At 68.3% G+C, this 25341-nt stretch carries 12 protein-coding genes; 7 read left to right on the plus strand and 5 right to left on the minus strand.

From position 1 onward, the window contains the following. Positions 1 to 23 precede the first annotated feature (23 nt). The 3 genes from BDK89_RS17235 to BDK89_RS17245 all read right to left on the minus strand — a co-directional run bounded on the left by BDK89_RS17235 (position 24) and on the right by BDK89_RS17245 (position 10574). Positions 24 to 8660: an SdrD B-like domain-containing protein gene (locus BDK89_RS17235; RefSeq protein ID WP_133870128.1), complete on the minus strand. Its 8637-nt coding sequence runs from the start codon at positions 8658 to 8660 to the stop codon at positions 24 to 26. Between the two features lie 400 nt (positions 8661 to 9060). After that, positions 9061 to 9873, minus strand: a complete 813-nt coding sequence (locus BDK89_RS17240) for a DUF3097 family protein (protein WP_133870129.1) — start codon at positions 9871 to 9873, stop codon at positions 9061 to 9063. A gap of 59 nt (positions 9874 to 9932) precedes the next feature. Next, positions 9933 to 10574 (minus strand): hypothetical protein, encoded by a 642-nt coding sequence (locus BDK89_RS17245; RefSeq protein ID WP_133870130.1) that lies wholly within the window; start codon positions 10572 to 10574, stop codon positions 9933 to 9935. 61 nt (positions 10575 to 10635) lie between these two features. On the opposite strand from BDK89_RS17245, the gene BDK89_RS17250 reads away from it, so the two are divergent. Genes BDK89_RS17250 through BDK89_RS17265 form a run of 4 tightly spaced genes read left to right on the plus strand, consistent with a single transcriptional unit; the run spans position 10636 to position 12823 of the window. Beyond that, on the plus strand, positions 10636 to 11049 hold the full coding sequence (locus BDK89_RS17250) for an SCP2 sterol-binding domain-containing protein (RefSeq protein ID WP_133870131.1): 414 nt from the start codon (positions 10636 to 10638) through the stop codon (positions 11047 to 11049). 26 nt (positions 11050 to 11075) lie between these two features. Further along, a complete protein-coding gene (locus tag BDK89_RS17255; RefSeq protein WP_133870132.1) occupies positions 11076 to 11915 on the plus strand; it encodes a DNA-formamidopyrimidine glycosylase family protein in 840 nt (279 codons plus the stop codon). Positions 11916 to 11960: 45 nt separating this feature from the next. Next, positions 11961 to 12545 carry a hypothetical protein gene (locus tag BDK89_RS17260; protein WP_133870133.1) on the plus strand — a complete coding sequence of 195 codons (585 nt, stop codon included), beginning with the start codon at positions 11961 to 11963 and terminating at the stop codon, positions 12543 to 12545. After that, positions 12536 to 12823 carry a hypothetical protein gene (locus BDK89_RS17265; RefSeq protein WP_133870134.1) on the plus strand — a complete coding sequence of 96 codons (288 nt, stop codon included), beginning with the start codon at positions 12536 to 12538 and terminating at the stop codon, positions 12821 to 12823. Before BDK89_RS17260 ends, BDK89_RS17265 begins: the two co-directional genes overlap by 10 nt. An 84-nt stretch (positions 12824 to 12907) precedes the next feature. Here the strand turns inward: BDK89_RS17265 and BDK89_RS22220 are convergent, their stop codons facing one another. Then, complete coding sequence (locus BDK89_RS22220; RefSeq protein WP_208294112.1) at positions 12908 to 18679, minus strand: PKD domain-containing protein; 5772 nt, start codon at positions 18677 to 18679, stop codon at positions 12908 to 12910. A gap of 122 nt (positions 18680 to 18801) precedes the next feature. On the opposite strand from BDK89_RS22220, the gene BDK89_RS17280 reads away from it, so the two are divergent. From BDK89_RS17280 to BDK89_RS17290, 3 genes are all read left to right on the plus strand, one after another. Beyond that, the gene (locus tag BDK89_RS17280) at positions 18802 to 21975 is read left to right on the plus strand and encodes a valine--tRNA ligase (protein ID WP_133870135.1); all 3174 of its coding nucleotides are present in this window, start codon (positions 18802 to 18804) and stop codon (positions 21973 to 21975) included. A 146-nt stretch (positions 21976 to 22121) separates the two neighbouring features. Further along, a complete protein-coding gene (locus BDK89_RS17285) occupies positions 22122 to 22997 on the plus strand; it encodes a L,D-transpeptidase (RefSeq protein WP_166657655.1) in 876 nt (291 codons plus the stop codon). Positions 22998 to 23051: 54 nt separating this feature from the next. Next, positions 23052 to 24356, plus strand: coding sequence for an LCP family protein (locus BDK89_RS17290; RefSeq protein WP_133870137.1), 1305 nt, complete (start codon positions 23052 to 23054; stop codon positions 24354 to 24356). 89 nt (positions 24357 to 24445) lie between these two features. Here the strand turns inward: BDK89_RS17290 and BDK89_RS17295 are convergent, their stop codons facing one another. Further along, positions 24446 to 25303, minus strand: a complete 858-nt coding sequence (locus tag BDK89_RS17295) for a VWA domain-containing protein (protein WP_133870138.1) — start codon at positions 25301 to 25303, stop codon at positions 24446 to 24448. Positions 25304 to 25341: the final 38 nt, after the last annotated feature.

The following is a 25341-nucleotide window of genomic DNA, read 5'->3' on the forward strand; positions in this document are numbered from 1 at the left end:
CCGTTCAGTCGGCTCCGAGACGATCAGGCGGTCCGGCGTCGGCCGAACGATCGCAGGCCGAGCAGTGCTGCGCCGGCGAGCATGATCAGCGTCGCCGGGAGGATGAGGCCCGAACCGCCGCCCGACTGCGGCAACGTTCGCTGCACGAGTCCGACGTCGATGTCGAGTCGCTCGTCACCGGCGTCGAGGTCGATCGTGATGCGGCCGTCGTTGCCACCGTCGGGGTCGAACGTGATCGTCCAGGTCGTCAGCGCGTTCGGGTCGACGACGACGGTGTAGGTGCCGGGCACCAGATCGTCGAACAGGTAGTTGCCGTCGGCGTCGGTGGTCGTCGTCGCCACGATCTCGCCGCTGTCGTCGTACAGGGTGACGGTGATGCCGGGCAGACCCGGCTCACCCGGATCCTGCACGCCGTCGGCGTCGAGATCGTTCCAGATCGTGTCGCCGATCGAGGCGGCCGGGACGAATCCCGCTACCGAGCTGCCGTCGCCGCCGACCGGGAGTGACAGCGCGTCGTCGGTGGGGGTCGTGGCCACGAATCCCGGCGGCACCGTCGAGATGTCGACCTCGACGGTGTAGTCACCCGGCGGCACGGTGGGAAGGGTCCAGTTGCCGTCCTCGTCGGTGGTGACCACGACGGTGACGGGGCCGTTCGGGCCGTCCCAGGTGATGATCACGTCGACGTCGGGGATGCCCGGCTCGTTCGGGTCCTGGACGCCGTCACCGTCGGTGTCGACCCAGATCGTCCCGTCGAGTGAGGCGTCGCCGACGATGCCGAAGTCGACGTCGCGGATCTCGTCGCCGAGCTCGAGCTCGACGGTGGTGACGGTCGGGTCGCCGCCGTCGAGGTCGCTGTCGGGTTCGTACCCGTCATCGAGGTCGGCCGGGTCGTACGACACGGTGGTGGTGCCGGCCGGGAGCCCGTCGACGAGGTACTGGCCGGCCTCGTCGGTCACCGTGACGACGACGATGTCGTCGGCGGTGCCGAGCACGCCATCGGCCCCGGGCGAGGTGACCGTGACGGTCACACCCGGGACGCCGGGCTCGTCGAGGTCCTGGACGCCGTCGGCGTCGAGGTCGACGAACACGGTGTCGCCGATGCTGGCGTCACCCACGTAGCCGAAGTCCTGGTCGAGGTTCGACTCACCCGGATCGAGCGTGAGCTCGGACGAGTCGTCGGCGCCGCCGTCGGGGTCGAAGGTCGACGACAGACCCGCGGGGATGTTGGCGACATCGACCCGGAACGGGCCGGCCGGCAACATTTCGACGAGGTAGTTGCCGTCCTCGTCGGTGGTGACGGTCGGGTACACGAGGTCGTCGGCGGTCTCGAGGACGCCGTCGGGACCGGCCCAGGTCAGGGTGACCTCGGCGCCCGGAATGCCGGACTCGCCGGGGTCGATCACGCCGTCGGCGTTCTGGTCGAGCCAGATCGTGTCGCCGATCGAGCCCGAGCCGGTGTACCCGAAGTCCTGGGCGACGTCGACGACGGGCGTGTCGACACCGACGCCGAGGTCGGTGACGATCGAGGTGCCGTCGAGGTCGGCCGTCGCACCGTCACCGTCGTAGGTGATGGTGTCGAGACCGGCAGGGACGCCGTCGGTGACCGTGACCGAGTAACTGCCGTCGGGCAGCCCGGTCACGAGATAGAGGCCGTCGACGTTCGTGGTGGTCGTCGGGAGGGTGACGTCGTCGTCAGTGCCCTCGATGCCGTCGACACCGAACCACACGACGCTGACGTCGACACCCTCGAGGCGTGGTTCGGCCGTGGCGCCGTCGTCGATGCCGTCGGCGTCGACGTCGTACCAGACGGTGTCGCCGATGGCGTTGATGCCCTGGTAGCCGAAGTCCTGGTCGAGGTTGTCCTCGCCGTCGGCGAGGGTGATCGAGTTGGTCGAGTCGCCGTCGTCACCGGGGTCGCCGGTGTTGACGGCGTCGTCGACGATCCCGCCGACGACGGTGATCGTGTAGTCGGCAGGAGGCAGGTTGTCGAACAGGTAGTTGCCGTTCTCGTCGGTCGTCGTGGTGTACGTGACGGAGCCGTCACGGCTCTCCCACGTCAGCTCGACGGTCTGGCCGGGGATTCCCGGTTCGTTCGGTCCTTGGACGCCGTCACCGTCCAGGTCGATCCAGACGGTGTCGCCGATCGAGCCGGTGCCCTGGTAGCCGAAGTCCTGATCGAGGTTCACCTCACCGTCGGCGAGCGTCAACGCACTCGTCGAATCGAGACCACCGTCGGCGTCGAAGGTGGGCACCATGCCGTCGGGCAGGGTGTCGGTGTCGACGGTGACGGTGTAGTCGCCCGGGGCGAGCTTCTCGAAGAGGTACTCACCGTTGTCGTCGGTGACCGTCGTGAAGGTCTCCGGTCCGTCCGGACCGTCCCAGACCAGCTCGACGGTCACGCCCGGGAGCGGGCTCTCATCGGCGTCGAACACGCCGTCGCCGTTGCGATCGAACCAAACCGTGTCGCCGATCGTGCCGGCGCCCTGGTAGCCGAAGTCCTGGTCGAGGCGGACCGGCTCGTCGACGGTCAGGGTGACGTCGCTCGTCGAGTCGTCGCCACCGTCGAAGTCGAAGGTCGCCGCGACACCGGCGGGCAGGGTGTCGGTGTCGACGGTGACGGTGTAGTCGCCGAGCGGCAGGTTGTCGAACGAGTAGGTGCCGTCGGCAGCCGTCGTCGTCGTGAGGACGATCGGCGGACCGGAGGGCTGGGCCCATTCGAGGGTCACGGTGACGCCGCCGAGGCCGGCCTCGTCACCGTTGATGGTCCCGTCACCGTCGAGATCGAGCCAGACGGTGTCGCCGATCCGGCCCGGACCGGCGTAACCGAAGTCCTGGTCGAGATCACTCGTGGCCAGATCGGTCGTCGACTCGTTCGGCGTGCCGAGGCCGTCGTCGTCGCCCGTCGGCTCCAGCCCATCGGGCAGGGTGCCGGCGTCGATCGTGACGGTCCACTCGCCGTCGAAGATGTTGGGGAACAGGTAATTGCCGGCGTCGTCGGTCGTCGTGACGATGACGGCGTCGTTCGGGCCGGTGGCGGTGACCGTGATGCCGGCCAGTCCGGGCTCACCGGCGTCTTGGACGCCGTCGCGGTTCAGGTCGAGCCAGACACGGTCGCCGAGCACCGAGGTGCCCTGGTAGCCGAAGTCCTGATCGAGATCGTTCGGTTCGGCCGGGGTGAGCTCGGTCAGCGACGTGTCGTCGCCGCCGCCGTCGGGGTCGCCGGTGTTGTCGAGCGCCGTGATGGCACCGGTGACGGTGACCTCGTACGGTCCGTACGGGAGGTTCTCGACGAGGTAGTTGCCGTTCTCGTCGGTGGTCGCGGTGAACAGCGAGTCGTCGGCGTTGCCGATGATGCCGTCGGGGCCACCGTGGACGATCTCGACGACGACGCCGGACAGGCCGGTCTCACCGACGTTCTGGACGCCGTCACCGTTCGTGTCGAGCCAGATCGTGTCGCCGATCGAGCCGTTGCCGGCGTAGCCGAAGTCCTGGTCGAGGTCGGACGCGCCCGGGCCGAGCAGCAACGTGCTCGTGCTGTCGCCGGGATTCGCGGTGTCGGGGTCACTGACGTTGACGTAGTCCGCCGGGATGTCGTCGGTGTCGACGGTGACCGTGTACGCACCGGCCGGCAGATCCTCGACGAGGTAGTTGCCGTTCGCGTCGGTCGTCGTGTCGTAGACGATGTCGTCGGCGCCGCCGAGCACGCCGTCGGGGCCGTGCCAGGTGACGGTGACGTCGACACCGGACAGACCGGCCTCACCGGCGTCCTGGACGCCGTCGAGATCTTGGTCGAGCCAGATCGTGTCGCCGATCGTGCCCGTCCCGGTGTAGCCGAAGTCGACGTCGCGACGGTCCTGGTCTTCGCCCAGGCTGCCGGTCCAGACGCCGTTCGGGCCGGCGGTGCCGCCGTCGAGGTCGTAGCTCGGCGCGAGACCGGCGAGGAAGTCGGGGTCGGCTTCGTCGACGTCGACGGTGTACTGACCGCCGGGGAGGTTCTCGACCAGGTACAGACCGTTTTCGTCGGTTTCGACGACGAAGACCTCGTCGTCGGTGCCGCCGAGCACGCCGTCGGGGCCGTGGTACGTGACGGTGACGGTCACGTCGGCGAGCACCGGCTCGCCCGGGTCCTGGATGCCGTCGTCGTTGACGTCGAACCAGACGAAGTCACCGATCGAGGCGAGGTCGAGTTCGATCTCGACGACGTCCTCGACGACGTCGTCGTATTCGCGGAAGTCACGATCGGGGTTGGCCGTGCGGGTCGTCTCGTCGACGGCCCAGTAGCTCGGGACGTCGGCGGTGTTGACCTGCTCGGGCCCGGCGACGATCTCGTTCGACGAGTCGTAGGTGTCGGGCACGGTGAGCGTGTAGGTGATCACGACCGAGGCGTTCGGCGCGATCGGACCGTCGATGGTCCATTCGAGTCCGCCGACCGGGTCGCTGTCGGTGTTGGTGACGCCGGCGGCGACGGTGGTGTCGACGAAGGCCCACGTGTCGTCGGTGACGACATCGGTGACGGTCGCGTCGTAGGCGGCCGACGTGCCGGTGTTCGTGACGGTGATCGTGTAGGTGAGCACGTCACCGGGGACGGCACGCCGGTTGTCGTCGTCGGCGTTCTGGCCGGCGACGTCCTTGTCGATCGTCAGGGTCGGCTCGACCGTGTCGACGTCGTCGTCGACCTCGGGCGTGACGCTCGCGAAGTCACCCGGGGCGGGGACGTCGGTCGGGGTACCCGCGATGTCGTCGGCCGTGTTCCAGCCGAGCACGGCGCCGTTCGTGAGGGTCGCACCGTCGTCGGCGGCGGCGACGTCGGACACGAAGGTCTCGTAGACGATCGTGACGACCCGGTCGTCGGCGGACGGGGTGAGGAGATCGCCGAGGAAGAAGGCGATGTCGTCGCCGCTGGCGTACGGGCCCGCGGCGGGGACGACGTCGACCGAGGCGATGTCGGGTACGCAGGCACCGCCGTCCTCGACGCACGTCACGGAGACGAGCGACTCGAAGGTGATGCCGGCGGGCAGATCGTCGACGATCGTCGCGTCGTAGGCGATGACACCGCCGGGCACGGTCGCCTCGAGGGTGTAGGTGACGGTTTCACCGACGGTCGCCGTGTCGGGTGTGCCCGTCTTGGTCAGTTCGAGGACCGGGACGCGAACCGTGTTCTCGGCCGGGTCCTGGTAGCCGGTGCCCTGGCCGCCGTTGGGCGACGTGGAGGTGCGTTCACCGGCGGTGTCGCCGTCGAGCGACGAGGTCGTCGCGATCGCGGTGTTGCGCAACTCGGCGGCCGCCACGATCGGGTCGGCGACGGTGACGGCGTAGTCGAGGTCGACGGACGTTCCCGGGGCGATCGTGTCGATCGTCCACGTGATGGTGCGGGCCGTCTCGTTCCAAGTGCCGTTGTCGGGGCCCACGGTGCCGTTGTCGGCGACGGGGCTGCCGCCGGGGCCGTCGAGCACGATCAGCTGGTCGGGGACCGTGTCGACGACGACGGTGTCGTGCGCGGTCGAGACCCGAGCGACGCCGTTGTCGTTGGTGACCGTCAACGTGTAGCCGATCTCCTGGCCGGAGGTGACGAGGCCGTCGGCATCGTCGTCGACCTTGTCGAGCACGATGTTCGGCTCGACGATCTGGGTGTTCACGGCGTCGTTGACGTTCCGGGTTGCACCGGCCACGTTCTGATAGTTGAAGTCGACCCGGTTGTTGACCGTCGTGTTTCGCACGTTGGAGGCGACGTCGGTGACGACGGCATCGAACGTGACCACGATCTGCTGGTCGGCACCCGGGGCGACCGAGTAGGTCGCCGGGAAGTCGATGCGCCACCGGTTGGTCGCGTCGTCGACGGTCAGGGTCAGTCCGGCGGTCGGGAGCGCCACGGTGTCGAGCGTTGCCATGACCGAGCCGGCGATCAGATCGTGCTCGTTCGTGAGGTTGTCGGTGATCGTGGCGTTGTAGTACGAGAGACCGGCGGGAAGGTCGAGGGTGACGGTGTACGAGATCGTCTCACCGATGGTCGCCTGGTTGGCCGCTGCGTTGCCGGGCTCGTCGACGCTCGTGGTGCGCACCTTGTCGATGACCGGCAGATCGGTCGTGATCCGGGCGGTGTCGTCGGCGCGGTCGGTGTTCGGGGTGAGCGTGCCGTCGATGTTGTTCGCCGGCACGTACACGAACGGCGAACCGGAGTTGGTGTCGCCTTCGTACGTGCGGACCCCTGCGGTGTTGACGAGGACCGAACCGGCCGAGATACCGGTCGGGACGGTGACGTCGTAGGTGAGTGTGTACGAGCCCCCGGCTGCCACGGCGATGCCGTCGGTGTCGTCCCATTGGATCCAGTCGTTCACGGTGTCGCAGGCACCGCCGTCACTGATCGCGGACACCTGGGCACAGGCGATGTCACCGGGGAGGACGTCGCGGACCGAGACATTGTTCGCGTTCTCGTTCCCGGTGTTCGACAGCGTGATCTGGTAGGTGACGACGTCGCCTTCCTGCACGTCCTGCTGGTCGACCGGTGTGCCGCTGATCGGGCTGCCGTTGAGCTCGATGATGCCCTTGTCGAGTCCGACGATCGCCTCGCTCAACTCCGCCAGTGCGTCGTCGCGGAGCTGGAACACCTGTCCGCCCGTGTTGCGATGGCTGAACTTCATCAGATTCTCGGCAATGTCGCCGGGTTGGATCTCGGTCGGGTGGCTCACGACCGTCTGGACGACGACCTGGAACGTCTGGCCGGCTCCGGTGACGGCGTCGGGGAACATGTCGGCGAGATTCCACGCCAGCACCGGGCTGTCGTCGACGAAGGTGACGTCGCCCGCAGCGACCGTGTTGGCCGCACCGAACTGCCAGCCGCCGCCGGCAGCAGCGGTGTCGAGCTCGAAGCCGTCCGGCAGGAAGTCGCGCACCCGGGGCTGCAACGTCGTGAGACCGCCGGCGAACTGAACCGTCAGCCGGTAGCAGACGTGGTCGCCGGGCCGGTAGTCGGTTGCGAAGTCGGGGTCGAACGTGACGCCCGCGCCGTCGGCGCACGTGAGGGTGCCCGGGACGACCGGCTCGCTGACCTCTTTCAGGATCACCGGGCCGGCCGAGCTGGAGCCCGCGGCCGAGTCGTCGATCTGGGGGATGTCGGTGCTCGATCCGTCGTTGTCGGTCATCGTCGTGATGACCGCCGCGGTGTCGGTGGTGTTGGCGAACGAGTCGCGCGAGGCGACGGGCGTGCCGTTACCCCCGTCACCCAGCCGGTAGAACTCGCGGACGAGGGTGTCGATCTCGACGACGACGCTGCCCGACGGGCCGGCGAAGCCGGGATCGATGATCCAGGTGATGGTGAGCGAACCGTCGGGGTTCAGGACCGGCCCCGACGTCTCGGTCGGACGGGCCTCGACGAAGTCGAGGGCATTGGGGAGGGTGTCGGTGATCGTGATCGGTCCGGTCGCCAAGGCGTACTCGCTGGTGGCCACGTCGAGGGTGTAGGTGAGGGTGTCGCCCTGGAGGAAGTCCCCGTCGCCGCCGCTCTTCACGATCCGGATGTCCTCGGCGACGAACGCATCGATGTCGTCGTCGCTCCACTGGACACCGTCGTACGTGCCGACCGCGGCCGTGTAGTTGTAGCTCTCGCCCTCGGTTTCGGTGGTGAGGTCGCCCGTGTTGTTGTCGAGATTGGCGGTGGCCGGAACGGGGTCGGTGTCGACGTTCTCCCGCAGGGGAATCGCGGCGATGTACTCGATGACGAACTGGCCGCCGGGTGCGAGATCGGCAGCGCCGCGCGCGGTGGCGATCGCAGCGGCGTCCCACTCCACGCGGGTGTAGACGTCGAACTCCATCGGACCAGGACCGTCGGGGTCGACGGTTTCGGTGGTGACCGACGAGGGGATCACGCACGGCGATTCCGCGAGGATCGGATCGAGCGTGTCGTCGATGCGCCCGGCACCGGGATACTCCTCGGTGCCCGGGGTCGAGTTGTCGACGGCACCACACCCGAGGAACTCGAGGTTCGCCGGCAGGTAGTCGACCACGCTGAAGCCGGTGGTCGGGCCGACGAGGTTGTTGTCGATCTGGAGGGTGTAGAGCGACTTGTGGTCGTGCACCCCGCGCAGCATCTCGTTCTCTTCGTTGTTCTCGCTCTTCGTGATGGTGAACGGGACGATGTCGGTGCGGGCGGGGTCGGCGTCGTCGTTGCCGGTGTAGGTGATGCCGATCGGGGTACCGGTGCCGTCGACTCGCGGCTTGATCCGCGGATTGCTGTTCGTGTAGGCCGAGGCGGCGTTCTGGACGAAGGTGCCGGCGTCGTAGGTCGGCAGGACGCTCGACACCTCGTAACTCACGCCGATGGTGGTGCCGGTGAGCGAGTCGGCGACGTTCGACCAGACGAGCACGGTGGTGCCGTCGACCTGCGGGTACTGCAGCGGCTCGGGGTCGCTCGATCCGGGAAGGTACGAGACGCCGGCCGGGAGGACGTCGCGGATCAGCGTGTTGTAGCCGTCGGGGCCGCCGGGGTTGGCGACCTCGATGCTGATCGTGATGTTCTCACCCACCAACACCTGCCCCGGCATCGACGACGTGACGACGATGTCGGGGGTACCGGCAGCGACCGCCGTCGGGGCGGCAGGGCTGATCACGATCGCGCTCGTGACGACGAGTGCGACCGCGAGGAGGCGGCGGATCAGTGCGGACATGTGGCTTCTCCCGTCGAGCAGGTGGTGGGTGGTCGTACCTGCGGCTACTTCACAGACTTTGCAGACGACTGACGAAAAAACGTCACTCGTACCTTCGGACCTGATGATCTTCCGGATGTCTTGCAAAGATCAGCAATGGATCAAATCGGCCGATAACGGCTCGATCTTGAGGACGATACCGCACGCTAGCTGGACGCGAGGGAGGATCTCGACCGTCATCACCCACCGTCAAGTAGCTGCGAAGTCGCCAGAAGATGAGGTTCCGGCGGGGCGATCAGCGCCGACGCCCCGAGCCCACTCGGCGTCGCTCGCGATGGACGTCGATCATGAGCGACGCTGACTCGCGGACGGGCACCCTCGACCTCGGGTCGAGGGTGAGGGTGATCCCGGGCGAGGTGTTTCAGGCGTCGTCGAGGGTGACGAAATCGATCAGGCGCTCGACGGCGCCGATCAGCTCGGGCTCGAGATCGGCGAAGCTCCGAACCTGGTTGCGGAGCCGGGGCCAGAACCCCTCGAACGGCACACCGAGGGCGGCGCACATGCCTTCTTTCCACGGTTCCCCCTTCGGCACGTCCGGCCACGCAGCGAGCCCGACCACCTTGGGTCGGATGCCCGCCCACACGTCGACGAAGGGGTGACCGGTGATCAGCACCGCCGGATGGTCGACGGTGGCTGCGATCCGCGACTCCTTCGATCCGTCGACCAGGTGGTCGAGCAGGATGCCCAGTCGACGTTGCGAGGACGGGCCGAACTCGCCGACGGCCGCCCGCAGATCGTCGGCACCGTGGAGCGGCTCGACGACGATGCCGAGCTCGCGGAGGTCGTCGCCCCAGACGTGTTCGACGAGTTCGGCGTCGTGCTTGCCCTCGACCCAGATCCGGCTCGCCCGGGCGACTCGGGCACCGGCGGACCGATCGGCGGCGAACGAGCCGGAGGCAGTCACCGTCCGCACGGCGGTGCGCTGTTGCGCGGGACGGACGAGCGTGACGGGTTTGCCCTCGTACAGGAAGCCGCCCGGCTTCCAGGTGAAGTGGCGGAGATGCTGCTTGCGGTCGCGGAGGGTGACCGCCTCGTGGTTCCAGCGCACGACGTCCCCGACGAACCCGCTCGCGCGGTCTTCGACGACGAGCCCCATCGCCACCTCCAGTTTCGGGTACTCGGGCCGGCGTCGGGAGTCGGCGACCTCGTCGAGGATGTCGCGGTCGTACTGCATGGGACCGTCGAGCTTGCCACGACGAACCGTCGAGACGGCGGACACCGGCCGCGGTCGGCCTAGCGGAGACGCGACCGCCAGCCGTCGGGTGTGAGCACCCAGTCGGCCGTGCTCCCGTCCGGGAAGGCGAACGGCGCCCGCAACCCGGTGTGGGCCAAGGCGCCTGCGATCGGTTGCGGACCGAGCTCGCTCCCCCATCGGCGCCAGCGACGTGCCGGCGCCTCGGCGAAGGTGACATGGTGCCGACCGAGTAACTCGATGACGCCGTGGACGACGCCGGCCTGCTCATAGCCGTGGTCGATGGGCGTGGGCTCGCCCGTGGCGTACCACTCGAGATCGGCCGAGGACGGTTCGGGTGTGCCGTACGCCCGACCGAGGGCCTCGTCGGCGTCGTCGAGGGCCGCGAAATGGCCCTCGTTGCCGATCGACCATTGTTCGAACGGGGCCACACAATGGTGCTCGGCCCACATCTCCGGCGCCTTCACGATGAACGGGTCGGACCGGAGCCTGACGTCCCACTCGGTCAGGTGGAGGACGGGGTAGCCGTCCTCCACGACCGCCGACCAGTACCACGCACGTCGCCCGACGAGTCGGTGCCCCGACACCACACCGGCCGTACCGTCGGGTCGCCATGCGGCGAACAACCACTCGTCGACCGCCGCATCGGGGTGTGGCATCTCGTCGCCGGCGTCGAACCTCACTGCCCCATCCTGCCCGGAACCGACCGGGACCCCGCCGGAATCGGGCAGACTTGGGGACGCCATGAGCACCGACACCGAACCGACGATCCGCTACCTCAGCCTGGCGTGGATGCGCGAGCTCACCCGTGAGGTGGCCGAGAGTGAGCAACTCCGCGAACTCGCGGACGAGCACACGATCGGGGTCACCCAGGTGATCTCGGACGGCCCCGAGGGCACCGTGATCTACCACCTCCAGGTCGGCGACGGCGAGGCGACGTTCGGCGCCGGCCCGGCCGACCCCGAGAACGTGCGGATGGAGCAGGACTGGGCGACCGCCGTCGCGGTCGCCACCGGCGCCCAGAACGCACAGGAGGCATTCATCACGGGCAGGATCAAGTTGTACGGCGACCAGCAGGCGCTCATGGGGGCACAGCCGGTCTTCGGAGCCCTCGACTCGGTGTTCGCCTCGGTCCGCGAGCGCACCCGGTACGAGTAAGCGGCCGGGCGGGACAGGAGCCGATCATGCCGGAGATGCCCGAGGTCCAGGCGCACGCCGAGCGACTGACCGAACAGTTCGCCAGCCGCGTGCTCACGCGCTTCCGCCCGATCACGTTCACGGCACTCAAGACGGCGCTGCCGGCGCCCGACGACGCCTACGGCAGCGAGCTCCGGCGAGTGGGACGTCGCGGCAAGTACCTCCTCCTCGAGTTCGAGCCCGTGGTGTTCGCGGTGCACCTGATGCAGGGCGGCCGCCTTCTCGTCGACGAGAAGCAGTCGGCCAAACCCCGTGGCGGGCAGGCCCGATTCGTTTTCGACGACGGGCCAGCGCTGCTCCTCACCGAACAGGGCAGTGAGCGACGCGCCGGCGTGTGGGCACTCCCCGCCGAGGACGCCCTCGCCACGCCCCCGCTCGACGTGCTCGGCCCCGAGGCCGACGCGATCACCCCGCCCGAACTGGTGGAGCGGTTCGAGATCAAGAACCAGCGACTCCACGGGTTCCTGCGCGACCAGCGTTCGATCGCCGGGCTCGGACGACGCCTCGCGAACGAGGTGTGCTGGCGGGCGAAGCTCAGCCCGTTCTCGATGACCGGCAAGCTGGGTATCGGAGGCGCCGAACAGGTGGTCGCCGGCATCCGCGCCGCGATCGACGAAGGCCTCGAGTACGAGCGTGGTCGCGCCGACATGAGCTCGTCGAAGGATCGTCCCGGCAACGTGCATCACAACGCCGGTCAGGCGTGCCCGGTCTGCGGCGACGAGATCCGTGCGGTCGAGTACTCGTCGTACACCGTCGAGTACTGCCCGACCTGTCAGACGAGCGGCAAGATCCTCGCCGACAACACCACCAGCAAGTTCCTGAAGTAGCCGGCGGCGGGGCAGCGGACTCGGGCACTCGGTACGGTTGCTGACATGTCCGACGCCCTGGCATCCGACAAGTCGATCCTCGACGAGTTCGTGGATCGGTGCCGGACGATCGCATCGGGTGACGATCCTGTCGCCGCGTTGACGCGCGAGATGGAACGGTTGGTCGCCGATCCCTCGGCGCTCGGCGAGACCGTCAGCGTCCCGACCGCCGGCGCGTCGATCGCTGGGTTCGACGAGATCGTGTTCGAGGACGACTCCGTGACCGTGTATCTCGTCCACTCCGCTCCCGACGTGGTGCAGCCGCCGCACGATCACCTGATGTCCGCAGTGATCGGTGTGTACGAAGGACGTGAGCGGCATCGGTTCTTCCGCCGGTCCCGCGACGTACCCGTTCCGAGCGGCACCGCCGACGTGGACGCCGGCGACGTGCTGGCGCTCGGACCGTCGGCGATCCACGCCATCAGTGCACCCGGCGCCTGGTGTCGGGCGGTGCACGTGTACCTCGGGTCGCTCAGCTCGGTCGACCGGACGCTCTTCGATCCCGACACGCTCGACGCCGAGCCGATGACGGCCGAACGATACGACGCACACTGCCGCCACGAGCCTGTACGGTCGACCTCATGGGGTTGACGGAGCGGGTGAAGCGGTTGTTCGGGCGCTCGGACGCCGAACCGATGGACGAGCACCCGAGCGCGGACGATCTCCGCATCGGTGATCTGTCGGAGCGGCTGCGCCAGATGCGTGGCGACAACGTGACGGCGATGGGGCCGCCGGATGCTGCGCCCCGGTCTGCCGACTCGGTGGAACAGATGAGCAAGGCCGCTGCCGATGCCCGGTTCGTCGATCGCACCAACGAAGACGACGTCCTCCGCGGCGTCAAGAAGTACCGCTCCGCCGACGACCGTTGAGTCACGCTCCGCCGGACGCCAGGCCGCTTCCCGGCCGGTGCTGAAGCAACGGGCTGACGCGCTCGGACGAACGGCGACGTGCGATCACGATCCGCCGGCGGGGACGTACCCGTTCACGTCGACGATCAGATGCGTCTCCGCGTGCGTGTGCACACACACCTTCCCACCCACACCGACCTTCGCGAGCACCGCATTCGGCACCGCGACACCCGCCAGATAGTTCAGGTTCGACGCCAACGGACGCGACACCCCACACGGATACACCGTCGCATGCCCCACACCACTCGGCCCCACCACCGTCACGTTCAACATCACCGCCTCGGCATCGACCGGCACACCACCACGACCCGCCACCACCAACTCCACGACACCATCGGCACCGACCCGACCCTGCCCCTCGAACCGATGATCGACCGTCGCATCACCCGAACCCGACCGCGTCTCCAACAACCGCGCCGGCACCACCGACTCGAACGATCCGCCGGCGGGGACGTACCCGTTCACGTCGACGACCAGATGCGTCTCCGCGTGCGTGTGCACACACACCTTCCCACCCACACCGACCTTCGCGAGCACCGCATTCGGCACCGCGACACCCGCCAGATAGTTCAGGTTCGACGCCAACGGACGCGACACCCCACACGGATACACCGTCGCATGCCCCACACCACTCGGCCCCACCACCGTCACGTTCAACATCACCGCCTCGGCATCGACCGGCACACCACCACGACCCGCCACCACCAACTCCACGACACCATCGGCACCGACCCGACCCTGCCCCTCGAACCGATGATCGACCGTCGCATCACCCGAACCCGACCGCGTCTCCAACAACCGCGCCGGCACCACCGACTCGAACGATCCGCCGGCGGGGACGTACCCGTTCACGTCGACGACCAGATGCGTCTCCGCGTGCGTGTGCACACACACCTTCCCACCCACACCGACCTTCGCGAGCACCGCATTCGGCACCGCGACACCCGCCAGATAGTTCAGGTTCGACGCCAACGGACGCGACACCCCACACGGATACACCGTCGCATGCCCCGCACCACTCGGCCCCACCACCGTCACGTTCAACATCACCGCCTCGGCATCGACCGGCACACCACCACGACCCGCCACCACCAACTCCACGACACCATCGGCACCGACCCGACCCTGCCCCTCGAACCGATGATCGACCGTCGCATCACCCGAACCCGACCGCGTCTCCAACAACCGCGCCGGCACCAGTGGGACGAACGCCGACGGCTCCGGGTCGGGGTCCGGGTCCGGATCCGGGTCGGGGTCCGGGCCGGGACCGTTCGCCGGGTCGGGATTCGGGCCGGTCGTCGCGGTGAGCAGGAGCACCATCGTGCCGATCTCGTGGCTTCGTCCGAGTGCCTCGGTCAACCGGAACGGGCTCACCGAAGCAACGGTCGCGTACTCCTCCTCGAACCCACCGGGGTCGACCACGACCCGGTCTCCGGGTTCGAAGAACTCGCTGCCGGGCGGCATCTCCATGGCGGCCAGGTCGAGCACCGGCACCTCGCTGGTCCCGGCGTCGACGTCCTCGGCGAGATAGGTCATCGGGGCCAGGGTGAGACGCCCACCGTCGACGTAGTCGAGTGGGTCGACGTCCACCCACTCGCCGCCCTGCGCGCCGACGGGGACGACGAACCCTGCGGCCACCAGCGCTGCGAGGATCGGGTCGGCGGGTGTGTCCGCCCCACTCGACCGGGCGGGGGGCTCGACGATCGCCTCGGTGACGGCACCCATCGAGCGCGATCCCTCGGGCGGCAACGGCGCACCTTCGCCGGGTACGTACTGCTCGAGTCCTCCGGTCACCGAAGGTTGCACCATGACGCCGTGATCACGTCCGAAGCTGGGCGTGATGTCGCCGTCGCTCAGCAACTGGACGAGGCGCGCCAGCACCGAGGCGCTGAACACGCGGGTCACGTTGTCCCACGCGTTGTAGAGCGCGTTCAGCTCGGCCAGTGTGACGAGGTTGAGCGCCCGGTACGGGCTCGCCGTCTCGGTGAACAGCCCTTGGAAGAACGAACGCTGCACGCCGTCGATCAACCGGGCGTTCGGGCCCCCTTCGAGGGTCGACAGGTTGTCGTCGAAGTAGGTCGTCATCAGGCGCCGGTTGTGGGTCGCGCCGATCAGCGTCTCGCCGCCCTCGCTGTTGGTGCCCTGGCCGACGTACTTGGTGCGGTGCTTCGGGTTGACGATCGTGAACGACTCGCCGTGTTGCATCCCGACCCGGTCGCGGAGCTGCTGGTAGATCTTGGCGCGCTGCGCCAGCTCCTGGGCCCGCTGAGCCGGGTCGGCGACATCGCCGAGGACGCGTCCGTCGGGCGTCAGGATGGCGAGGAAGTCGATGTCGCCGGTGATGTCCCAGAACGTCGACCCGTCGGGACCGGTCAGCCCCTCGGGATGCTCCATCTTGACCTTCCAGGCGCGGCGCCCGTCGGGATAGTCGATCGGTTCGAGCTTCGCATTCACGTTGGGGGCCTCGGGGATGAACTCCCGGTCGAGACCGTTGAACGCCGGGTCGAAGTCGACCTTGATGCCGTCGTTCTCCCAGATCGCCCGCTGGTTGTCCTTGCCCGTTCGGACGGCGAAGTCCTCCCACTCCTTCAGTCGGGTCTGCAGACGCTCGGTGAGCGCTGCTCGGAGGTCGCTCTTGCCGGGCCCGTCGGGAACGGCCTGGAACGCCGAGATGCTGTCGAGGTATCTCGCGATCTCCGCATCGCGCAGTGCGCCTTCCGGGTGGTACGGGAGGGGCGGCTCGGCGACGACGACGAGCGCCTCGTCGACGTCGCGGTATCCGAGATACTTCACGTCGAGCTCGTTGACCCCCTTGGTCTTCACGCCCTGCGGCTTCGGGAGCGCCTTCTTGGCCTTGATCAGCTCGGTCGAGAGCGGCGCCCGTGAGCGGAACACGATCTCGACGCCGTTGTCCTCGGCGATGTCCATCACCGCGTTCACGTCGTCGCGGCCGACTCCGTACGCGTGCCTGATCTCGGATACATCGGTGACGTCGACGCCTGCGGGCAGCACCCGCGACTCGGGGAGTGCGGCCGCTCCCTTCGTCCGGATGACCTCGAGCGCGTCGCTGATCGCCTGTCGGTTCCTGGTACGGATGCCCTCCTCGATCGCCCCGCTCAGCAGACCGACGTTGCCGCCGAGCGCCGACAGGGTCTTCGCGGTGGTGCGAGCGGCGACGAGCGCTTCGATCGCCATGTCGAGGTTCTCGCCGACGACCTCCGCGACCTCGCCGCTGATCAGCGTGAGGTTGCCGGTGGCGAACACCGTGTACATCCGATCGATCGACTTGTACACCATGTCGCCGACCAGGATCACCATCTGGTCGACCGTCACGTTCTGGAGTGCGGCGTGACCGAGCCGCTTCAGCTCGGTCAGTTCGGCGACGATCTCGTCGACGATGATCTGGCGGGCTGCTTCGTCGCCGATCAGGAACTCGTACGCCGTCCGGGCCATCCACGCCTTGGCCTGGCCGATGCCCTGCTGACCCTGGAAGCCGAGATAGGCGATCTGCCCCAGACCACGACCGAACGTCTCGATCCCGCGACCGAGCTTGCAACCGATGTAGGCGATGTCGCCGATCAGGTCGCCGATCAGGTCCTCGTAGCAGCTGATCCAGTTGGCCGCCTCCACCACAGCATCCTCGGCAACCGGCGTGAGCTTGACCGTGAACGTGTCGGATGACCCGCCGGTGTCGACGATCTCGGTGTTCTCAGGGTCCGCCGGCACGTACTCGGTCGGGTCGTCCTCATCGGGTACGTACGGGAAGACCTGGTACTTGACGGTGAATCCCGACGGTCCGGTCGACTCGAGCGTCTGGACGATCGACTCGAGTTCGATCGACGCACCGGGTTCGAGCTCGAACATCGTCATGCCCGTCGGGGTCGACGAGCCCGGCAGCGCGAAGTGTCCGTTTCCGGCGTTGTTGTCGTCTCCGCCGAAGGCGCCACTGAGCACGTGGGCGACGCCGAACGACACCGTGGTGGGATCCTCCATCGTCTCGTCGGTGACGTTGGTGAAGGTGCCGGTGTAGCGGACGACCTGGCCCGACCGCAGCGACTGGGCATCCTGGGTGATCGTCGCCTCGATCAGCTTCTCGGTGAACGACCGGATATCGGCCTCGCCGTATGCCCGTGTCTCGACGGCGTCGGCCATGCCCGTCACCAGGATGTGCGCGTTGGCGTCGACCGGATCGGTCGCCCGGAAGACCCACGTCAGTTCGTCGGAGTCGGTCTCGGGGGTCGTGCCGAGGTCAACGAAGCCGCGCTCGGGCTCGGTGCGGAGTTCGAGCGCGACGGCCGGCTCGCCCGGGACGTTCGACGCGAGGTCGAGTTCGTCGTAGGTGATCCCGGTGATCGGACCGCCCGACACGTTCGTCACCGTGACGGTCACCTCGACGTCGGCGTCGGCGTCGGTGACCTCACCGTCGCCGTCGTTGTCCTCACCGATCACGAACGTCTCGGGATCGGTGGTGATCTCGACCTGGAGACCCGAGACGGCGGCGCCCATCGTGCCCTCGACCGGCCCGAGTGTGCGGTTGAACGCGTCGGTGGCGCCCCACGTCGAACGCAACGTGACGTTGCCCGGCGCGATCGCGCGCAGGGTGACGTCGTACGACCGTGTGGCGTTGGCGCCGAGCGCGAACGCCGACACGACCGGCATGGTGTCGACCAACTCGACCTGCGACGGGAAGTTCACGATGTCGCCCACCGGACCGACCGTCGGCAGGTCGCGGTTCGTGCCGACCGTCACCCGTGCGGTGAACTCGTCGCCGATCGAGAACCGGTTGCCGGTTCCTTCCGGCCCGAAGTCGGCGCCCGGGTTGTACACGGCCACGGTCAACTCGGGGACGGTGATCTCGACGGTGTCGGTCACCGAGCGGTCCGGGTGCTCGGTGTTGTGCATCGTCAGTGTCACCGTGTAGGTGTAGGCCTCCTCGTAGAGGTGGGAGGGGTTGCGCAGCGTCGACGTCTCGCCGTCGCCGAAGTCCCACTCCCAGGTGGTCTGACCGTCGTCCCACTCCTGCGATCGGTTGGTGAACGAGACGTAGCCCGGCGTCGACGTCTCGGTCGCGTCGAATGCAGCGTGGGGCGCGAGGGTGCCCTGCACCGGCAGCCAGACCGACTCGGCGACGGTGCGGTACGTGTTGGCCGGGACGCCGTCGATGTTGTAGTTCCATGTGCAGCGGCGGGGTGTGTAGACGCACTCGCGGGCCGACGTGGTGACCAGCACGAAGGTCGGCCCGAGCAGGTTGTCGATCGGTCTGGCGTCCGGCACCTCGTACACACAGTCCGCAACCTGCGGTGCACGCGAGATCCAGTACGTCTCCAGGGACGGGCCTCCACGGGACCAGACATCGCCCAGACCGCCCGAGCAGTTCCCGGTCCGAGTCGGGAGCACCGACCCCTCGGAGCTGAGCGGCTCGCACGGCCTGACGTCGGTCGGGTCGTTGTTCGCGAGGTAGACGCACCGACCGACCGACGGCGTGTAGATGTTGATGTGGCACCCGTACTGGTTGGTGTCGAAGCATGGCGGAACACCCGCCGGGGCGGTCGTCGTCGTGAACGACTGACCCGCCGCGTATTTCCCACTGACCTTGGCACTGAGCGGCGCGTCCACGCACCCGAGGCCTTCGACGTCGTCGACGATCACGCACTGGGGCGGAGGCCCGGTCGGGGCGTAACGCGCGGCTTCCACCGGCGCCGGAGCCCAGAGCGCGACGGCGCTCACGGCGACGGCCACGACTGCCGTGATCACCGACCACGCCACCGCTCCCCGCGTCGCGTCGCCGTCTCCTGCCTTCCCACCGTGATCGTTCACGGAAGCGCACGGTACGGACCCGCGGTAACAGCGTGGTAACAGCGTGATCGTTGCCCTCGCCACACCCGGTCGATCCTGTGGGTTCGCCGGGAGGGACGGCAGATACCCTGGGGCGTCGTTCTATGAGTGAGTCACTTCCCGAGCTGCCGAAGGCCTACGTTCCTGCCGACGCCGAACCCGCCGTCAAGCAGAAGTGGGCCGAGTCCGACGTCTTCCACGCCGAACCGGTCGCCGACGACGTACCCACCTACTCGATCGTCATCCCGCCGCCGAACGTGACGGCGGCGCTGCATCTCGGGCATGCGCTCAACAACACGCTCCAGGACGTCCTGATCCGCTACCACCGGATGCGCGGCTTCGAGACGCTCTGGATGCCGGGCACCGACCATGCCGGCATCGCGACCCAGACCGTCGTCGAGAAGCGACTCCTCGCCGAGGGCGTGAAGCGTCTCGACATGGGCCGGCACGCGTTCGTGGCGCGCACCCAGGAATGGAAGGACGAGTACGAGCGCGTCATCCTCGACCAGCTCGCCGAGATGGGCGCCTCGACCGACACCGAACGCACCCGCTTCACCATGGACGAGATGTGCGCCACGGCGGTGCAGCACGCGTTCTACGAGCTGTTCGGCGACGGCCTCATCTACCGCGGCAAGCGGTTGGTGAACTGGGACCCGGTCACGCGTACCGCCCTGTCCGACGACGAGGTCGAAGCCGAAGACGTCGACGGACACATGTGGTACCTCCGCTACCCGCTCGCCGACGGCTCGGGCCATGTCACCGTTGCCACGACGCGGCCCGAGACGATGCTCGGCGACACCGCCGTCGCCGTGAACCCGCGCGACCCGCGCGCCGACGAGTTGGTGGGCAAGACCCTGATCCTGCCGATCGTCGGCCGCGAGATCCCGATCGTCGCCGACGACTACGTCGTCATGGCCGACCCCGACTCGAGCGACTCGAAGGCCCAGTACGCCTCCGGTTTCTTGAAGGTGACGCCGGCCCACGACCCGAACGACTGGGAGATCGGCCTGCGCCACGACCTGCCGGTCATCAACGTGATGGGTCCCGACGCGTCGATCTCCGACCAATACGGGTGGGACGACGTCTCCGACGAGGCGCGCCCGTTCCTCGGCCTGTCGCGCGAGGACGCTCGCGAGGCGATCGTCACCTGGTTCCGCGCCCACGACCTGCTCGCGGAGGTCCGCGAGTACTCGCACTCGGTCGGCCACTCGTACCGCAGCCACGTGCCGATCGAACCGTGGCTCTCCGATCAGTGGTACGTCGCCGTCACCGACGACCGCCTCCGTGGCTCGGCCATCCGGGCACAGGTCGCCGATCAGGTGCCCACGATGCCCGACGGCGTCGCCGAACGAACCGACGGCCAGGGCGACGGCGAGCTGCGCTTCTACCCCGACCGCTACGCGAAGTCGTACCTCCAGTGGCACGAGAACATCCGCGACTGGTGCATCAGCCGCCAGCTGTGGTGGGGTCACCAGATCCCGGTGTGGCTCAAGACCGAGTCGCTCGACACGGCGCCCGACCACGTCCGCGAGGCCGTCGACGGCCGTGACGTCGACGAGGCCGTCCTGATCGACAGCAACTGGACCAAGGCGGGGGCGCGCCACCTCGTCCGCAAGGTCACCGACACCGACGTCGAGGAGGCGGTCTGCGTGCCGCCCGCCGCGACCCTGCGCCGTCTCGACCGCGAGGATCACCTGGTGTCGGCGACCGAACTCGTCGCCGACCTCGAACGTGCCGGGTACGAACGCGACCCCGACGTGCTCGACACGTGGTTCTCGTCCGGCCTGTGGCCGCTGTCGACGATGGGCTGGCCGTGGCCCGAGGACTACCCGGAGACGATCGGCCTGCTCGATTCGTTCAACCCGACCTCGGTGCTGTCGACCGCTCGCGAGATCATCACCCTCTGGGTCAGCCGGATGGTCATGTTCAACCGCTACTTCCTCGACGGCCGGCTGCCGTTCGACGACGTCTTCATCCACGCCATGGTCCAGGACGGTCACGGCCAGAAGATGTCGAAGAGCCTCGGCAACGGCGTCGACCCTCGCGACATCATCCACAGTCACGGCGCCGACGCGATGCGCTTCGCACTCGTCCAGATGACGACCGACACCCAAGACGTCCGGATGCCCGTCGACATGATCGACCCCTACTCCGGCCAGACGTTCGAGCCCGAGTACATCACCACGTCGGCGGGCCACCGTGTCGCCGCACCGACACAGACGTCGCCGAGCGACCCGGCCAAGCAGATGGTGTCCGCGTACGGCGTCGCCGCCGGCCTGGTGGCTCCGACCGACGAGATGCCGCTCGCCCGCAACACGTCGTCGAAGTTCGACCTCGGCCGCAACTTTGCGAACAAGCTCTGGAACGCCACCCGATTCGCGCTCAAGCGGATCGATCCGTCGACCGCACTCGACGCCCCGGTCGACATCACGACGCGACCGTTCGCCGACCGTTGGATCATCGCCCGCCTCGCCCAGACGGTGGCGCGTCTCGACCGTTCGGTCGATCAGTACCAGTTCAACGCGTTCGCCGACACCCTGTACGGCTTCGTGTGGAACGACGTGTGCGACCGCTACCTCGAGATGGTCAAACCCACGATCGACGACGACGCCGAGCAGCAAGCGGTGCTCGGCAACGTGCTCGACGCCGTTCTGCGACTCATGCACCCGGTGATGCCGTTCGTCACCGAGGCCCTCTGGCCCAACGTGTCGGCCGCCCGGATCGGCGACATCACCGGGCTCGATCTGCCATCGTCCGATCTGCTCGCCGCTGCGGCGTGGCCGGTCGCCGCCGACACGCTGATCGACGACGAACTCGTCAGCCGATTCGGCCGGGCCGACGACCTCATCGGTCGTATCCGGGCGATCCGGGGCAGTCAGAACGTCGCGCCCAAGAAGCAGATCGACATCCATGCGCCCGCCGTGGTGCGAGAGCTGATCGCATCGGTCGACGGAGTCGTCGAGGTCCTCGCCGGGATCGCGACGGTGCACGACGGCGAGGGCGAGCGCCCGAAGGTCGTCAGCCCGATCGCGTTCGAGGGGTGCGAGGTGCTCCTGTCCGGGCTGGTCGACGACGTCGACCTCGATGCCGAACGGGCCCGCCTCCAGAAGGTGATCGACGGCAAGACCAAGCAGATCGCCGGGTTCAACGGCCGACTCTCCAACGAGGGCTTTCTCGCCAACGCGAAGCCCGAGGTCGTCGCCGATACGAGGGCCCTGTTGGCGGCCGCCGAGGCCGACCTGGCCGCTGCGGAGACGGCGCTCGCCAACCTCGGCTGACCGAACCGGTTACTGCGAGCACGCCAGAAAATCCTGCGGTCGCGCTGTCACCGGGCGTGAAGGTGGGTGTAGCGTGTCCCGCCATGCGGTCGTTGTTGGGACGCACCGCCGCAATTTCGGTGGCGGCATTGACGGTTTTCGTCGGGGTGACAGCTGCAGGCGCGAGCGCCGACAGCACCCCCGATCCCGAGTGCGCGCCCGTCGAGTCGTCGACGACGGCTCCCGAGACATCGGTGACGACGGCACCGGAAACGTCGGCTCCCGAGGCGACGGTCGCCGACGAGTCGACCACGACGACCACCGACGCTGATGACTGTGCCCCGACGTCAGTGGTCGAGTCGACGGCGCCGACGACCTCGTCGCCGGCCGCGACCTCGACGAGCACCAGCACCACGAGCACGACCAGCACCACGAGCACCACCACGACCGAGGCTCCCGGTCTGGGCGAGACCGAACCGGCCCCGTCGACGCAGCCGCCGGCGCTCGTCGCCGACATGCCGAACCCGATCGGCGCTGCGCCCCAGCGTGGCACCGACCGCCAGGTCGCCGAGACGCTGCCCCCGCCGATCACGACCACGACCACCACACTGCCGCCCGAGTGGTCACTGCCGAAGAACTCGGGCGAGGGACGTCGCGTCGTCTACCGCAAGTCGTGGCCGATGCGGGTCTGGACGGTCGAGTCGACCGGAGCGGTGTCGAAGACGCACCTCGTCTCCGGTCGCGCGACCTGGAATCAGCCGCTCCCCGGCACCTACAGCGTGTTCTCCCGTTCGGGATACACCTGCAACATCAAGAACCCCAACCTGTGCTGGCGGTACATGGTGCGGTTCACCAAGGGGCCGGGCGGCGACAACATCGGCTTCCACGAGATCCCGACCGATCTCCGCACCGGCTACAAGGTGCAGTCGGAGAGCCAACTCGGCCTCGCCCTCTCCGGTGGGTGCGTCCGACAGCGCACCTCCGACGCCCTGTACATGTGGAACTGGGCCCCGGTCGGCACCAAGGTCGTCGTCCTCCCCTGATCGCCGCACGCGCGCGATCCGTCGAACATTCCCGAGCGGTACGCTGACCGCTTCATGTCCGACCAGCCCCGCCGCACCTGGCCCCAACGCCTGACGTTCGCGTTCGTCCTGGTCGTCGCGTTCGCCTGCTTCGCCACGGCCGGCGCACTGGCAGCAGGCCAGTGGGTGCTGTCCCAGCGCAATCTCGTCGTGCTCGACGAGTCGTCCGAAGTGTTCGTGCCGTCTGCGTCGGAGACCCCGGTCGTGATGCCGGGCGACACGACCACCACCCTCGCTCCCGGCGAGACCACCACCACGACCACCATCCCGCTCGTCGAGCCGGACGCCGCCAACTTCTTGGTGACCGGCGCCGACAACGGTGCGTGCGACGACCAGACCGATGCCACGATCGGCGACCGCTCCGACATCGGCGAGCGCAGCGACACGATCATGATCTGGCGTGTCAATCCGGTCGCCAACCAGCTCGCCGTCCTGTCGTTCCCCCGCGACCTGCTCGTCGATCTCCCGAGCGGTCGCAAGGGCCGGATCAACGAGGCCTACCGTCGCAACGATCCGTCGCTGCTGATCGACACGATCCAGCGCAACTTCGGTGTCCCGGTCGACCACTACGTCCAGATCGACTTCTGTGCGTTCAAGCGCCTCGTCGATGCCGTCGGCGGTGTCGAGATCCCGTTCGATGCGCCTGCGTACGACCGCAAGAGCGGTTTCGTCGTCGACACGACCGGCTGCGTCAACCTCGAGGGCGACATGGCGCTCGCCTACGCCCGTTCCCGGTACTACTACTACGAGGACCCGGTCGGCTCGGGCGAGTTCAAACAGGACCCGACGTCCGATTTCGGCCGCATCGCCCGACAGCAGGACTTCCTCCGCCGCGTGATCGCGAAGGTCGTGAACGAGGGTCTCTACTCGCCCGACGTCGCGACGGCGATCATCAACGCCAACGCGGAGTACATCGTCACCGACGCCGAGCTGACACCCCGCCGCATGCTCGAGTTCGCCGCCACCCTGCGCAGCCTCGACCCGACGACGGTCACCACGTACCGCATCGAGTCGACCAGCGAGACGTACTCGGGCCAGAGCGTCGAACGCCCCCGGATCGGCGGCGACAACATGCAGGCGATCCTCGCCGTCTTCCGCGGTGAGGCGCTCCTCGCCTCCGCGCCGGATCAGACCGGCGACGACGACGCCACGACGACCACGACGACCGCAACCACCACGACCTCGATCGCCGACGACGACGAGACCGGCGACGCGGACGAGACCGGCGACGACGAGGCGACGGCGACCACGGTGCCGACGGTCGAGACCGAAGAGAACGTCGCCGGTGTGGTGCCGCCCCGCGACGTGATCTGCAACTGACCGAACAGAAGGGGTCAGGCACCTTCTGTTCTCCTGATCATCTGATCGTTCGCCGGTCCTGAACAGAGGGTGCCTGACCCCTTCTGTTCTCAGGGCGCGCGGTCGAGGACCCTCGACAGGGCGGTGACGACACTGGTCGGTCCGGACGCGGTCGTCCAGCGGGCACCGACCGAGTCGGCGAGCGTGGCCGCTTCGGCGCTGTCGCCTTCGGGGGCGACGATGACCAACTCGTCGAGCGAACGTGCGGCACCGGTGACATCGCCGGGTTCGGTCGCCCGACAGTCGGACAGCAGGATCGCGACCCGTCGCTGCGCCGACGATGCCGCCAGCTGCTGTCGGGCGGCGACGAGCGCACCGGCGACATCGGTCGTGCCGTGTCCACGAAGCGCGAGCACCCGATCGATGACGTCGTCGGTGTCGTGGTGCTCCCACATCGCTGTGCAGGCAATGACGTCACGGCCGAACGACAACACGGCGTAGTCGCGCTCCGCACGCGCCGCCACGACCGCAGCAGACATCGCAGCGGTGGCCATCGGCTCGCCGTGCATCGAACCGCTGCGGTCGACGAGGAGGCACCACGCCGTCGTCGGGGCGGTCCAGGCATGAACCCGGATCGCGTCGGGCGAGACGGCGCGACGAACGGCGCGCGCCTCGACCAGTTCCTCGGCACTGGCGTCGAGATCGACGTCGCCGTCGGGACGGTACGGCACGCTGCCGATCCGACCGATGCCGCGACTGTCGGCACGCGTCGTGCGTGCCAGGTCGAGGAACAGGCTCGCGGCGAGGCGCTTCGCCTGGGCCCGGAGCGCGACGTCGGTGGCGCCCGTCATCCGCGCCAAGGTCGCCAAGGTCGCGTCGGGGTTCGCCTCCATCTGCTCGGACAGGGCCGCCTCGTCGATCTCGCCGACGTCGGGGCTGATCGCCTCGAACACGTCGTCGCCGGCCATCTCACGCCGGGTCGTGGTGGAGCGGCGGGCGTCATCGA

The sequence above is a fragment of the Ilumatobacter fluminis genome (assembly GCF_004364865.1).
Classification (GTDB): domain Bacteria; phylum Actinomycetota; class Acidimicrobiia; order Acidimicrobiales; family Ilumatobacteraceae; genus Ilumatobacter; species Ilumatobacter fluminis.

What these genes read in the sequence shown, in the direction of transcription:
- BDK89_RS17235 (WP_133870128.1), bottom strand. Translation starts at nt 8,660, where the DNA reads ATGTCCGCACTGATCCGCCGCCTCCTCGCGGTCGCACTCGTCGTCACG.
- BDK89_RS17240 (WP_133870129.1), bottom strand. Translation starts at nt 9,873, where the DNA reads ATGCAGTACGACCGCGACATCCTCGACGAGGTCGCCGACTCCCGACGC.
- BDK89_RS17250 (WP_133870131.1), top strand. Translation starts at nt 10,636, where the DNA reads ATGAGCACCGACACCGAACCGACGATCCGCTACCTCAGCCTGGCGTGG.
- BDK89_RS17255 (WP_133870132.1), top strand. Translation starts at nt 11,076, where the DNA reads ATGCCGGAGATGCCCGAGGTCCAGGCGCACGCCGAGCGACTGACCGAA.
- BDK89_RS17260 (WP_133870133.1), top strand. Translation starts at nt 11,961, where the DNA reads ATGTCCGACGCCCTGGCATCCGACAAGTCGATCCTCGACGAGTTCGTG.
- BDK89_RS17265 (WP_133870134.1), top strand. Translation starts at nt 12,536, where the DNA reads ATGGGGTTGACGGAGCGGGTGAAGCGGTTGTTCGGGCGCTCGGACGCC.
- BDK89_RS17280 (WP_133870135.1), top strand. Translation starts at nt 18,802, where the DNA reads ATGAGTGAGTCACTTCCCGAGCTGCCGAAGGCCTACGTTCCTGCCGAC.
- BDK89_RS17290 (WP_133870137.1), top strand. Translation starts at nt 23,052, where the DNA reads ATGTCCGACCAGCCCCGCCGCACCTGGCCCCAACGCCTGACGTTCGCG.
- BDK89_RS17295 (WP_133870138.1), bottom strand. Translation starts at nt 25,303, where the DNA reads ATGGCCGGCGACGACGTGTTCGAGGCGATCAGCCCCGACGTCGGCGAG.